Raw genomic sequence first — 13,572 nt, forward strand, 5'->3', positions numbered from 1 at the left:
CGCGGCACCCTCGTCATCACGCGCAGTTACGGACGATTCAGCGACACAACCGCCACAAGCCATCATCGGACAACGGCATCGAGCACAAACGAAGCAGCGCCACAGCATGGTCATAAGCCCCAGCGAACAAAAATCGGGAAACAAACCGCCATCTCCCGAATAATGGTCACTGAGGCCACTGTTCACTGAGGCCATCCCAGCGAACAGAATTCGGGAAATCAACCCACTGCTCCCGAATTCCGATCGCTACGAGACGCTCAGTGAACAAGAATCGGGAGATCAACCCAAAATCCCCGAATAATGATCGCTGACAACACGCCCCGAAACAGCACCCCACTTCACACCGCCACGCACGCCAGGCGACCGCTAGAATGGCATTGTCCGGTTAAGCATTATGTCTCATGAACTATGCCTAATGGGCCAGATCGGTGAGGAGCCTGCCATGCAATGTCCCCGTTGCCATACTGCCAATAATGATGGTGCTCGGCACTGTGCACAATGCGGATCGCCGCTAGTCGGGTTTCCGTCCCAACCTCCGCTGCCTTCCCATACGGTGACGATTGCAGAGGTGCCTCCGGTTCCGATGCCTTCCATTCCTCCCGTGCCTCCTGTTCCCATGGGCGGTGCCAGTGCGCAGGTTCGTGCCGCCGATGCGTCTCAGACGATGCAACGCGGCACCCGTTTTCGCTGGGCGATGTTCGTTGCCGGGGTGCTTGTGGCTTGTATGATTTCGGTAGGAGGCGTGGTGCTTACCCATCATCTCGGATGGTGGGGTGAACGTGAGATCCCGGTCGTGAGTCCATCTGCTGGCGGCGATGTCGACATCAAGGCGGAGCAAGCTGCATCGACGTTGAAAGAGCATGACATCGCGACGAAGATCGTCAAGGAGTATTCAGCACATCGCAAAACCACGTTCATCGGCATGCGTGACGAACAGGGCATTGCAATCAAATCCGGCGACCGTATCGGCCGCGACGAGGTGGTGACGGTTCGTGAATCCCTTGGTCCGGGAGTGCCCAAGGGAACGGTCGGGCAAAGTCGGGACAAGGCGGAGACCGTAGCCAAATCAATGCGGGTTCCGGTGCATGTCAAAACGGTGACGCTACTTGATTCCGGGAAGACGAAGCCGGGAACGGTAATCGCCAGTGAACCGGCCGATGGACAGCCGGTCGTCGATGAATCCAAAGGCATCTATCTGGCAGTGGTGGGTGACGACGGCGCTGATGCTGATACTGGTTCCGACAATGCCGCCGGAGAGTCGACTGTGCCCATTGATTTGGTGGGCATGTCGCCAGCCGATGCGCGTCGCAGACTGGAATCGAAGGGCTATCAGGTCATCGTCAAACCGCGATTCTCCTCGAAGCGATATCTCAACAAGGTGGCAGCGTCCGACCCGGCTGCGGGAGAACGGATTCCCGACGGCGGACTGATCACTTTGTATTACGGGGTCGGTGCCGACAAGATGTGGGATGTGTTCACCCTTCCTGCATCGGGCAATATGCCGGATACTCAACGCGGGGTGGGGGATTTCGTCGCAGGACGGTACTGCACGATCGACGGCGATTGCCTGACACTGGACGTTAAGGCCGGTTATACTCTTGACTACAACGACGACATCGTAGTGAATGGCGGAGCCGTCCCACTGTCCGCATGCGCGAATATCCAGGCTCCATGTCCGACTCCCAAGGAGGGGGCGGAAGCGGAAAGAGCCGGATACGGGTATCGATTCATTATGAACAGGAACTGGGGCATGTTCGAGATGCTTCCTCACTCTGATCTAGCCGGCTACTATTGCGGCGACACGCCTGCCTCCTTCAATGGCGTCGGACAGGAGTGCGTGAACGGTCAGTTGAAGAGCTGGGATGAACTGCCGAACGGAGCGAATACGAAGATCTCCGGAGCTCGCTATGAGATGGGTGACTTCTACGTCTACTTCACGGTTGGCTCGCAGATCGACAAACTTGAGGCAAGCGGGTACTTCGATAAGGACGAGTTGGCCGATGCCGCCAAGGACAAGCCAGTGGATAGGGACCGTCCATTCATTCTCGTGCGCGACAAGACCAGGTATTCGACCACGACTCAGGAGATCGGTGGCGGGTATGTGGGCGGCAATCCGTTCATCCCCGGCAGTTCTTCGCTCAAGTCCACCATGGTGCCGATGAAACCGGCCCCGTCGAATTCCTCCGTCTACTATCTCGAAGAAGGCGTGGATGCGCTTGACTGGGACGCACTCCCCGATGCGAAGGCGACGTCCGCGGAAGCGGAGTCGTCGGCTCACAGGGACTATAGCGTCGAGGAGATCACCAAAGCGGCTGATCGAGACAACTTCGCGCCCATCGCGGGCACATACTGCACCAAGGATGATTCGTGTGTGTCGTTGGATGCCAAGGGTGTGATACGGGGAGTGAGCGGTGGCGGAAAGAGCTTCAAAACGACACGGTTGACGGCTGATCGTCGCAAATCGCAGTGGATGACATACGTCAAAGGACAACCCGGATACTATATCGATCTTGAGGGGCCGGAAAGCGATTACGTCTGCGGGGTCCCCGACAAGGGAAGGATACGTGGACTGCGCGCATGCCTCAATGAAGGCGCTCCGGAATCCAGCTTCGTCGAGCGTCCCATTTCAGTGTTGTACATCTTCAAGAACACGAAACTCGAACCGTATTCCGATATGTCGCCGTTCGACCGAGCGCAGGGCAATCGAGGTGCGTTCGACACCAGCAGGCCGTGCCTGTACTTCATGGGATGGCATATGAATCCAGCACCGAACAGTGAAACGGCATACTATCTCAGGGAATAGAGGAACCATGGCAAGCAAGAGGCACGATAGCCACGATAGACACGATAGGTACCTGAGCAAGAGGCATGTTCGCTGAAAACAAAAAGACCGCCGAATCGGCGGTCTTGTGTAGCTGTGGAGCTAAGGGGATTCGAACCCCTGACCCTCTCCATGCCATGGAGATGCGCTACCAGCTGCGCTATAGCCCCGTATTCACTTATCTGCTCAAACGAGCCTTAGATAGGTTACAACGGGATGTCGTTTCAGCCAAATCGGCGTGTCGCGCATCGCGGTGGCATCGCGGTGGCATGGATTGTGGGGAAACCGCGCGCGTTCACGCCAGCTCATAAACGGCAGCGCAGGAGGGAAGCCGACCGGCTTGAGGCACAACCCGGCAGCGTCACTGCGAGGAGCTCGTGCCGGCGCTCCCGGTCGAACCGCTGCCGGAGTCGGATGAGCTGCCCGAGCCGTTGCTCGAATCGTTGGAGCCGTCCGACCCGTTGGAGGTGCCTCCGGAACCTGAATCCGATCCGCTTCCGGTCCCATTCGCCCCGGTTGAGTCGGAACCGGAGCCGGACGAGCCGGTGCCGTTCGACGTCGAACCGTTGGAGCTGTTGGAGTCGCTGGAGCCGTTGCCGTTCGTCGTGCCTGAATCGCTGCCGGAGTTGCCTGAACTGCCGGTGTTTCCTGTGTTGCCGGAGTTCGTGGAGCCGTTCGTCGAAGTTGAATCCGACGAGGTGCCCGAGTCGCTCGAGCCGTTATTGTCGGAGCCGTTCGAGGATTGCGAGTCGGAGTCGGAATCGTTGTTCGACGTGGATTCCTTTTTGTCGCTGCCGGTCTTGTCGCTGCCGGTCTTGTCGTCTCCTGCACCGGTCTTGTCTCGGGAATCGTTCGGTTCGTGCTGTGGGGAAGCAGGCACGCTGGTCTGATTCACCCAGTCGCGCACCACCGAATCGGTGCCGTTGCCGCCGGTGATGGCGAGAATGATGATCGCGGTGATCGCGACGGCGGCAAGCGAGCTGACGATGGCGATGATGATGGCGATGCGCTTGGATCGAGCCGCATCGGCGCCGTGTGCGGTCATCGACGTCATCGCGCCGCGTTTGCGCACCTGGCCGACCTGATAGGCGTGGGATGTCGCGCGTCTGCGGTCGTATATGTTCGCCGATGACGGCCCGCCGGCCGACTCATATGAGGAGACGACGCGGCCGATGCGTTCGCCTCCGGCGCGCTCGGCTGATTCGGGTATGCGCTGATATGGCGTTTCGATCATCCGTGTGCGGTCGTCGGATGCATGCGGAGGCGCTGGGATCGCCGGCATGGTGCGCGTCGCGTTCGGCGCGTTCCTGTCGTCGCCGTTCATATCGGCCGCCGATGCCGCCGATGCCGCCGACATTGCCGTTGCCTTTGCCGACGTCGCCGACGCTGCCGATTCGTCGGCGCGCGGCTGCTCTTGCGATCGTTCCTCCGACGACTGATCGGATGATGCCTCGTCATTCAGTCCGGCAGCCGATTGGATCCTTTCGCCGGATGCCTTGAGCACGTTCTGATAGATCTGCGTCGCCACCGCGGAGACGATGGAACCGATCGCCACGCCGATCACCGAACCTGCGATGCCGATCTTCGCCGACAGCAGGAACGACGTGACCGCGGCGAGTGCGCCAGCCGCGATGGACGTCAGTGATATGCCTTTGAAAAAATTTCTCACATCACGTACGGTAGCGATATTTCTTGGCGACACTTGGCGAAATGGTGTGCCTAACGTGAAAATCTGCGATCTTCGCCACAGATTCACATCACACTCAGGAAATATTCAGCAACTATTCGGTGCATATGCGCCGAATGGTTCAGAACCGTGCGGATCAGCGCCATTGCCTCACGATCATCGTGGCGGGGCCCACCGGCGCATTCTGCCATGCGAACGGTGCAGCGTCGCCGGAATCATTCGTATCGCCGGAATCGACCGGATTGCCGTGGCATGCACCCAATTCGAAATGGCACATCGCGATGCCGAGTCCGATCTCGGCCTGCACGCCGTCCAGCGCCTCGGCGCGAACGGTATGCCGGTCGGCGAGCAGCGTGAAGCGGAACGGCTGTTTGCCAAGCGCGCTCGGTGCAAGCGCCGCGGCGGACAGTCCCGCGACAAACCATGCGGGCGCGTCTGCAAGCGTGCCGGATTCGACCGCGCCGAGCATATCAAGGCTTTTTGCACGATGCGCCACGCCGGGTCGCGCCGCATGCCCGATGGCGATCACGGCCGGCATGCGCTCGCCGTCGAGCATACGCCATGATCCGTGATGATCGTTCGTCTCATGCAGCACCGCCCAACCGGTGTCAAGCCCCATCGAGACTGCCCCCAGCGCGAACAGTTCCCCGAAATAGCCGACGCGCCAATCCAGATCGCGCACGGCACCCGGCTCGCCGCCGACTGCTCCTGCGCCGGTCGTATCGCCACCGGTCGTATTCGCAATGGTCGCATCCGTGCCGCCCTTGTCCGTGCCAATCAGCGCCGCGCACCAGCGCACGTTGCGGAACCGCCCGTAGTGGGTGGGGCATCCTCCGAAGGCGTCGGTCTCGTCGTGGATAAGCTGTATATCAAGGTCGCCGCACGCGTTGAGCCGCTGGATGAGTCGCTTCAGGGACTGGACTTGGTCATCCGAGATCGGCGTTTCGTCGAAGGCGCGCGTGGCGTGGCGTGCCGTCATGGCTTCGATGATGTGCATGGATGCTCCTTGTGCGGCTGCTGCGCGTCGTCGGTTGTGCCGGGACTGTGCGCGATTCGTGAATGCCGTCATCATACCAAGACTATTGAAATGGGGTATCGCGCAACACGCGAAGAGACAGACTCCGAAGAACGCCGCGCAACAAGGCGATGAACGGGCCGTCGCCCTTGCCTCCCGACAGGTCCTGCGTCCTGATGACGCCGATGACCTGGCCCGGGCCGACCAGCCAGCCCTTGGCCCCGTCCTTGGCGGTGGCGACATTGGCCTTGTTGGTCACCCATGCGGAGGATTCCTCGCTCTGGGGGATGACCACCGCGGCCTCGGAGGTGTTGGTGATGGTGTACTCGACGCCTGTGAGGTCGCCGTCGCCCTGGTTGACGGAGGCGGGGGCGTTGGAGCACTCGGCCTCGTCCTTGACCACATCGGTCAGCGGCTTGCCGGACTGGCGGTCGGTGTCGACCTTGCACACGGCGAGCCCGCCGCGCCAGACCTTGTTGTAGTTGCCGCCGTCGCCGTCCTTGTCGCCATCCCTCGACTGGCTGAACTCGAAGGGTTTGCCGTCGGGGCCGCCGTCGGGGTCGGTCGTCTTATAGGTGAAGTCCTTCGTCCAGCCGGCGTTGGCGTAGCCGAGCGGGGTGTGCTCCTCCTTGATCTGGTAGTCGCCCGGGGGCAGCACCTTGTCGTCGGTCTTCGCCCGGTAGACGGCCTTGCCGTTGGTGTCGGTCTCCTTGACCGTGGTGATGCGCATGATCGCCTCGCCCTTGGCGTACGTGTAGAAGTTCGCCTTGTCGGTGGACCCGGCGAGCTGCTTTTCGGCGGGCTGCTTGCCCTCGGTGATGAGGCCCTTGGCGCCCTCGCGGATGTAGACGGGATCGTCGGACTGGTTGGTGATGACGTAGGTCACGCCCTCCAGCGTCGCGTCGCCCTGCGGCGCGGAGGCGGCGGTCTCCTCGTCGTATTTGGTCACCGACACGCCGGTCAGCTTGGGGTGGTTGGGCACGACGATGGTGCCGTCCGTGTCCTTGGAGCCGATGTCGGGGTAGGTTTTCTTCCAGGTGTTGATCTGCTCGATCCTGGAGTTCACGTGGTCGCCGGAGTCGACGATGCGGAACATCGGGTACAGGTAGTTGGGGCTGTTGCTGCCGATGGGCACGGTGCCGGCCGGGACCGACTTCTCAACGACCGTGTAGGTGCCGAGCGGCAGGGCGTTCGCTCCGGTGGGGGATTTGATGATCCAGCCGAGATCATCGCCTTCCGGCTGGCCGGTGGCGATGGAGATGAAGCCATCCTTGTCGGTGGTCCAGACGGCCGTGCCGTCGGGCTTTTTGCCGTTGAGGTCGTCAAGTGAGTCGTAGTTCACGCCCTTGTACCAGTTGAGCTCGAACTTCGCGCCCGACAGGTCGGTGATGCCGCCGGCGAACTGCGTGGACGAGCCCTCGACGACCTTCTTGATGGCCAGATAGCCCGGGTCGTGCATCGGCTGGTCGGTGACCGCGGCCTGCGCCGCGGCGACGCCCAGCGCGAGTCCCGTCAGGCCCGTCAGCATGGCGGCGACGAGGGCCGTGATGCGCCTGGCCAGCCGGCCGCGCCGGCGGTTCGTGATGTGATCGGTGGTCATCGCGCCTCCTCCTCTCCTGTGGCCTTCCCTGGCTGTGGCTTCGGCTCGACGGGCTCCAGCAGCCGCGCGGCGTCGGACACGCGCACGAGATAGCGCTGGCCGAGCCGGTAGGCTTTGAGCTCGCCGGTGCGCACGTACCGGCACAGGGTGTCGTATGACCCGTAGCCGAGCGCGACGAGCTGGCGGATGGTGAGCATCCGCTTGGGGATGATGAGCCGGGTCTTGCCGTCCCGGTCCGTGTCGATCGATCGGATGTCGTCCATATGGGGCCGCCTCCTTTCCTGATGTGGTTGGTGGAGGGCGGCCTGCCGCGCGGGTCCCATGCGCGGCACGGGTGACCCATGGGCGCGCATGGTCCATGCGGCGGGCCGCCCATGGACGTGGCCCACTGTAGGGCACCGCGCGCATGCGCCAAAACCCGGCAAGGAGGAGGTTTCCGGACGGCTTGCATACAAGGTGGCCCGGGCGTGTCGCGACGGGGCACGATATGTCCCATGCCGGTCATGGGCGGTCATGGGCGGTCATGGGCGATGCCGATGAAAAAAAGAGCCGCCGGCGGCTCGTCGGAGCCGTCGGCGGTGTGGCGGGCGTCACCCATGGGGGTCCGTCATCGACGGGCGGGATCGGCCGGCGTGGCTCAGCGCCACTCCCAGTGGCCGACCGGTTCGACCCAGCGGCGGCCGGTCTCGCGGCGGACGGTCTCGGTCCACGCCTCCCTGACGACGACCCTCTCGGTCCAGGGGGCCTTGACGACGACCGTGCGGTCGACGTACCGCGCGGCGTGGTGGACGGTCTCGGTCCAGGCGTCCCGTACCTTGACCTTCTCGGTCCAGGCCTCCCTGTCGGTGACGGTCTTGTCCTCGTATCTGGCGGGGACGGTCTCGTTCCAGGCGTCCTTGACCTTGACTTTCTCCGTGTGTGTGACGGCCGGGTGGCGGACGTCCTTGTACTCGGCCGGGTGGTCGACCCTCTCGTCCCACGCGTCCTTCACCTTGACCTTCTCGGTGTGCGTGACGGCCGGGTGGTGGACGGTCTTGTATTCGGCCTCGTGATGCACCGTCTTGTAGGTGGCGGGGATGGGCTCCGTCCACGCGGCTTTGTCGACGACCTTGCGGTCCTCGTAGGTGGCCTCGTGGTGGACGGTGTGCTCCGGCTTCAGCAGGACGTCATGCTCCACATGGGTGACGGCGGGGTGCTGGACCGTCTTGTACTCGGCCTTGTGGGTGACCGTCTTGTATTCGGCGGGGTGCCGGACCTGTTCGGTCCACGCGTCACGCACCTTGACGTTCTCGTCCCAGGCCGGTTTGTCGATCACGGTCCTGTCCTGGTATTCGGCCTCGTGGTGGATGGTCTTGTACTGCGACATGTCCTGCATTGCGACGCCGTGGCCCTTCAGGGTTTCGGCCTTTGCGAATGCTTCGGCTTCGCTGAGGGAATCGAAATACCATTCCCCGCCCATCCCGTCGTAGATCCTGATACGAACGACGAGCTTGGTCTCGTCCCAGGCGTCCTTCACCTTGACTCTTTCGACATGGGTGACGGCATCGTGGTGGACGGTCTCCGTCCATGCGGGCTTGGTCTCGACCCAGACGCGAGGCTTCGGGGCGTCGTTGCCGTTGCCGTTCGATCCGTTGTTTGCCGATCCGTTGCCGGTCGGCTTGGAGGGCGTGGGCGCGGGCGTCGCGGTCTGGCCGCCGTTCGTGCCGTTGGCCGGCTTGTCCGATGCGCCGGCGTCGCCGTTGCCGTCGTTGTTGCCGTTGGTCTTGGCATCGGCGTTGTCGGTCTTCTTGTCGTCGGTCCTGGTGCCGGCCTTGCCGATCGCGTCGACGATCCCGGACGCGGCCCGTTTCACGGCGTCGTCGGCGTGGGGGTTCCTGGCGGCGGCCTCGGCGGCGGCCTTCGTCGCCCCGTCCGTCATCTTGCCGGCCCTGTGCGCCTTGTCGAGCGCGTCGAGGAACGCCTTGAGCTGGTCGGCCGTGACGTCCGGGTCCTTCGGCGTGTCGAGGTCGAGCATGCCGTCCTTGGAATCGTCCTTGGCATCGTCCTGGGACGTGCCCTTGGACGTGTCGGTTGAAGCCGTGGCGTCCTTGGCGGCGTCCTTGGATGCATTGTTCTTGGATGCGTTCTTGGACGTGCCGGTCGTGGACGTGTCCTTGCCGTCCGTCTTGCCTTCCGCCTTGGCGACGTCGTCCTTGGCGACGACGTGCGTGGCGCGGCTGACGGTGCCGTCGTCGTTGATCGAGGCGACGGTGATCGTGTCGCCTGCGGCGGCGCGCACGGAGCCGGTCGCCGACCTGTGGTCGGGGGCGTCCCTGAGCACGGTGACGGTGCCGGTCGTGACGTCGGCCTTGGTGCCGGTCTTGTCGTCGGCTTTGCCGTTGTTCGTGCCGTCGCCCTTCGGCGTGACGGTGACGATCACCGGGCTGGACTTGTCGTTCCGGTCCGGGGTGGCGGCCCTGACGTCGAGGTCGTGCTCCTTGCGCGCAGTCTCATCATCCGAGCGGGAATCCACGCCAGCCACGTTCGCCGACGAACCATTGACCGCAGCGGCCGGCTCCCCCTCAGCCGGCGCGGACGAACGCCCAGACCATACGCCGACCGCGGCCGCAACGCCTACAGCGGCCAGCAGCAGCAATGCCAGCACGACAGGCAACACCCGACGCCGCGCCTGACCATGAGCCGACGCGCCCGCAGCCGACGCCGCGCCAATCGACGAACCGCCCCCAAGTGTCCCCCCGCCAGGCAACGGCACCGGCCTTGTCTCGACACCAGCATCATCACGACCACGACCACGCAATCCGAACACAGCCGAACTCCCTCTACTCCGCGCAATTAGACATCGCGCCGGAACGGAAGCCGCACCACTGCTGCCCGCCACCCCGGACACGCTACTGACAGGCACAAAGATAACTTCCCCCCCCCCAAAAAAAAGATACGGGGCGGTGAAGCATATCGGTATTGTGTCGGACGTGAGCTGTCGGACGCGAGCGATGCGCGGGGCCATGCAGTGCTCATCCATAATATGGGTCAGCGGAACCGGGAGAACGTCAGCGGCACCCGTCGGCGTCGTCAGCGTTTTGCAGTGACCGACATCAGCACGGCGGCGAAGATCAGCGCAAAGCCTACCAGCGATGTCCATCCGATGCGCTCCGACCAGAACAGCGCCGAAAAGCCAACGGAAAACAGACTTTCTGTGCACATGATGATCGACGCACTGGAGGCGGGCACGTGGGCGAGTCCGATGTTCTGCATGATCTGCGCCGCGGTGGTGGCTCCCAGCAGCAGGTACAGGAAGCTGGCGATCACGCCGGGGGCGAGCCATGCTCCGCTCGGCGCCGGCTCCGTGATCAGCGCTCCGATGAGGAACATCACGCCGGCGACGGCGAACTGGACGAACGTGACGGCGATCGGATGGAAGCGCTTCGCATACACGCCCAGCAACGTCAGATTGAACGAGAAGATGACCGCGCAGGCGAGCGTCAGCAGGTCGCCGGAGCTGAGCGCCAGCGACGACGAACCGGGCTTGAGCGCCACGAAGCCCACGCCGGCGAGGCAGATCACGGCGGCGACCAGGTTGACCGCCTTGGGTCTGGCCCGCGAGACGATCCATGCGACGAACGGCGTGAGCACGCAGTAGGAGGCGGTCAGGAAGGCGCTGCGACCGGGGTCGATGGTCTTCAATCCGATGGTCTGCGCGACCATCGTGCCCCAATAGGTCAGGCCCACCGCCAAAGCCGGAAGAATGATGCGCGGGGTGAGGGCGGGGATGATGCTGCGATGGAACAGGGCGAACATGATCGCGCACGAGCCGACCATGCGCATCGCCATCAGCCATTGCGCCGGAATCGTATCGAGGGCGATCTTCGCGACCAGATAGCTGCCGCCCCACAACGCGGCGCAGCACAGCAGCATCAGGCGGGCGAGATTCGGCGGGAACGACCGTGACAGTGAACTACGCCAGCGTTGGAACGCGGAGTGGCTGCGATGCGGTTGCCGTTGCGACATATGCGGCATATGCTCCCTCCTTGGAGTGGTCCTGTTGGAGCCGGTCTCTTCCCATCGGTCATGGTGCGCTGGCTGTGGCGCTGTGCGCTGCGGTGTGTGGCGCTGTGGCGCTGTGGCGCTGTCGTACCTTGCTCGCGGGGCGGACGATGCCGTGTCGGGCGCTTAAGCCGCGCGCCTTACCACGATAGCGCGTCGAACGCCGAAGGCGGTGCCGGGGTGTCGCAGGTGATGTTGCTCACAATGCCGCTCCGACGGTGCTTTGCGCAGAGCCGATTTGGCAATGTTGGCGTACTCTTGATACAAGGGCCGATGCGGTTGCGGCATCGCAGCTGCGATCGGCGTCGAATCATAGGAAAGGCATGGATATGGCAACCATCACCCCGGAAATCAAGGCATTCATCGAGAACAACAAGCCGGCGTGGATCACCACCGTTGACAAGAACGGCACCCTCGATCTGGGTCCGAAGATGTCGCTGTTCGTGCTGGACGAGCATCATCTCGCCTATCACGAGCGCACCGCCGGCCAGCACTACCGCAATCTTCAGGACGGTTCTCCGCTGGTTGTGGCCGTGGCGAACCTCGCCGAGAAGAAGGGCTACCGTTTTCGCGGAGTCGTGACGCTGCACACCGATGACGCGATCTACGACGAGCAGGTGCGTGTGGCGCAGGCCAACGGCACGAAGGTTCCCGCCGCGATTCCGGTGCTTGAGGTCACCGAGATCCAGGATCTGTCCTCCGGTCCGAACGCCGGCAAGACCATCGACAAGGACTGAGCAGGGTCCGAAGCGGGACTGAGTCGGCATTTGGTGCAGGCTTGATTCAGATCGCTTTTGATTCAGATCGCTTCAGGATCAGTGGTTTGCCAGCGTCGAGTTGGCGAATCAATAGGGGCGGGCGGCCTGCGCAATGCGCGCGGTGCCGCCCGCACTGTTGTTGGCGTGAGTCGGGCGGATCGGACCTCTCTAACGGATGCGGTACCGGCGGCCGCGCTGCGTGATGAAGAAGCCAAGCCGGCGCAGTTTGCGGGTAAGCGAGTACAGCACGCCGTCCATGATGTCGCGTTGCTCAAAGAAGCCGGTGCCGCATACGCGTTCCAGCAGTTCGTCAAAGGTGAGGAACTCGCCGTTCGCGCCCACCAGCAGTTCAAGGGTCTTGTATTCGCGCGGCGAGAGCGCCAGCGGCTGCTGCGAGCCCTGCCAGTAGGCGCGATGCCGTGTCGTGTCCAACGTCAGATCGCCGTGGATGAGCAGGCGCGGCATGCGTTGCGATTGCGCTGCGGCGGCGATGCTCGGTGTGGCGGTGCCTGGTTCGCCGGTGCCTGATTCGCTGATGTCTGGTCCACCAGTGCCGGCAGCGGCATTTGGGCTGATGTCGCGTGCCATGTCGGCGGTCGGCGGCACATTCGGCTGTGCGGCCGGCTGCGCATTCGTGATCGGTGCCGTCGCGGCCATGCCTTGGGCCGGTGTCGGACCGGTGGATGCCGTGTTCTGTGCTGCGCTTGGTGCTGCGGCTGGCGCTGCGTTTTGTGCTGCTGTTGAGGAGACGGCCTGATATGGCGGGACTTTGCTTGATGAGAGCTGGCCCGTTGGCATCGTGTCCGCGTCGTCGGTCAGCTCGGTCAGCAATGTGACGTAGGAGATGAGTTCCGCGTCGGTGAAGGGCTTGGCAAGCGTAGCGTCGGGGTGCACGGCGGCGAGCGCGTTCCTGTCAGGGGTGTGCAGACCGATGGGATTTCTCCGCACAGGCTTCATGGTCGAGGACAGTCTGACACGGTTCGTTGACTCTCGCGTCTGAGCTGCCGCCTTTGCTGGTGACGCTGGCGAAACCGCCGCTGTCGATGATGGCGCTGACTGTGATGGCGCTGCTTGTGATGGCGCTGCCTGGTCGAGCGGAGCGGATTCGCGCGTAGGCGACGTTTCGCCTGCTCCGTTGCGTTTGACGGATGACGAGGTCGCCGTCGGCAGACGGTTGGTGGCGAGGAGCAGCAGTTTCGGCCGCGCCGGGGGAAACTGCCGGTCGTGCTGCGGTCGCTGGTGCTGTTGTGGTTGTTGTGGTTGTTGTGGTTGTTGTGGTTTGGGTTGCGTGTCGTTTTCGATGTTGAGTACCCGACCGATGAGTGCGGCGTCGGTCAGGTCGTCGAGGATGATCAGATCGATGTGTCTGTCGAGTTCGTTCACGGCGTCGTCGAATTCGTCCGTTGATGTGACCGGTGCGACGTGTCGGCCGCTTCTGGTGAGCGTCTGTGCTATCGCGGCGGCAAGCGCCGGGCTTCCGGTGGCGAACAGGACATTCATCGTACCGCCTCCTGGGGTGTGTGGCTGACTGAAGGCCGTTTGGTTCCCGGCTTTCGTCGTTGTTCCTTAAGAACTATAGGCACGTGGCTGTGCTGCGCGCAACGCGCGGGGTCATTGGTGGGGAGGGTTGCTGGCGGGGGCGTTGGCGGG

At 63.2% G+C, this 13,572-nt stretch carries 9 protein-coding genes and 1 tRNA gene; 2 read left to right on the forward strand and 8 right to left on the reverse strand.

Annotated features, from left to right (window positions below; genetic code table 11):
* Positions 1-745 precede the first annotated feature (745 nt).
* Positions 746-2,803, forward strand: coding sequence for a PASTA domain-containing protein (locus EHS19_RS09610; RefSeq protein ID WP_175578414.1), 2,058 nt, complete (start codon positions 746-748; stop codon positions 2,801-2,803).
* Between the two features lie 115 nt (positions 2,804-2,918).
* Here the strand turns inward: EHS19_RS09610 and EHS19_RS09615 are convergent.
* From EHS19_RS09615 to EHS19_RS09645, 7 genes are all read right to left on the reverse strand, one after another.
* Positions 2,919-2,991 (reverse strand) — tRNA-Ala (locus EHS19_RS09615).
* Between the two features lie 191 nt (positions 2,992-3,182).
* The gene (locus EHS19_RS09620) at positions 3,183-4,490 is read right to left on the reverse strand and encodes a hypothetical protein (RefSeq protein ID WP_151917543.1); all 1,308 of its coding nucleotides are present in this window, start codon (positions 4,488-4,490) and stop codon (positions 3,183-3,185) included.
* Positions 4,491-4,644: 154 nt separating this feature from the next.
* The gene (locus EHS19_RS09625; RefSeq protein ID WP_151917544.1) at positions 4,645-5,505 is read right to left on the reverse strand and encodes a nitroreductase family protein; all 861 of its coding nucleotides are present in this window, start codon (positions 5,503-5,505) and stop codon (positions 4,645-4,647) included.
* A gap of 82 nt (positions 5,506-5,587) precedes the next feature.
* Positions 5,588-7,123: a prealbumin-like fold domain-containing protein gene (locus EHS19_RS09630; protein ID WP_151917545.1), complete on the reverse strand. Its 1,536-nt coding sequence runs from the start codon at positions 7,121-7,123 to the stop codon at positions 5,588-5,590.
* Positions 7,120-7,386 (reverse strand): MerR family transcriptional regulator, encoded by a 267-nt coding sequence (locus tag EHS19_RS09635; protein ID WP_151917547.1) that lies wholly within the window; start codon positions 7,384-7,386, stop codon positions 7,120-7,122. The genes EHS19_RS09630 and EHS19_RS09635 overlap by 4 nt, the downstream gene beginning before the upstream one ends.
* A gap of 374 nt (positions 7,387-7,760) precedes the next feature.
* Positions 7,761-9,929 (reverse strand): hypothetical protein, encoded by a 2,169-nt coding sequence (locus EHS19_RS09640; protein WP_151917549.1) that lies wholly within the window; start codon positions 9,927-9,929, stop codon positions 7,761-7,763.
* Positions 9,930-10,192: 263 nt separating this feature from the next.
* Positions 10,193-11,128, reverse strand: a complete 936-nt coding sequence (locus EHS19_RS09645) for a DMT family transporter (RefSeq protein WP_241677197.1) — start codon at positions 11,126-11,128, stop codon at positions 10,193-10,195.
* A gap of 365 nt (positions 11,129-11,493) precedes the next feature.
* Here EHS19_RS09645 and EHS19_RS09650 point away from each other — a divergent pair, with 365 nt between their 5' ends.
* On the forward strand, positions 11,494-11,901 hold the full coding sequence (locus EHS19_RS09650) for a pyridoxamine 5'-phosphate oxidase family protein (RefSeq protein WP_151917550.1): 408 nt from the start codon (positions 11,494-11,496) through the stop codon (positions 11,899-11,901).
* 189 nt (positions 11,902-12,090) lie between these two features.
* Here the strand turns inward: EHS19_RS09650 and EHS19_RS09655 are convergent, their stop codons facing one another.
* Positions 12,091-13,422 (reverse strand): winged helix-turn-helix domain-containing protein, encoded by a 1,332-nt coding sequence (locus EHS19_RS09655; RefSeq protein WP_151917552.1) that lies wholly within the window; start codon positions 13,420-13,422, stop codon positions 12,091-12,093.
* Positions 13,423-13,572 lie beyond the last annotated feature (150 nt).

Source organism: Bifidobacterium jacchi (assembly GCF_009078285.1).
In the GTDB taxonomy this organism is placed as follows: domain Bacteria; phylum Actinomycetota; class Actinomycetes; order Actinomycetales; family Bifidobacteriaceae; genus Bifidobacterium; species Bifidobacterium jacchi.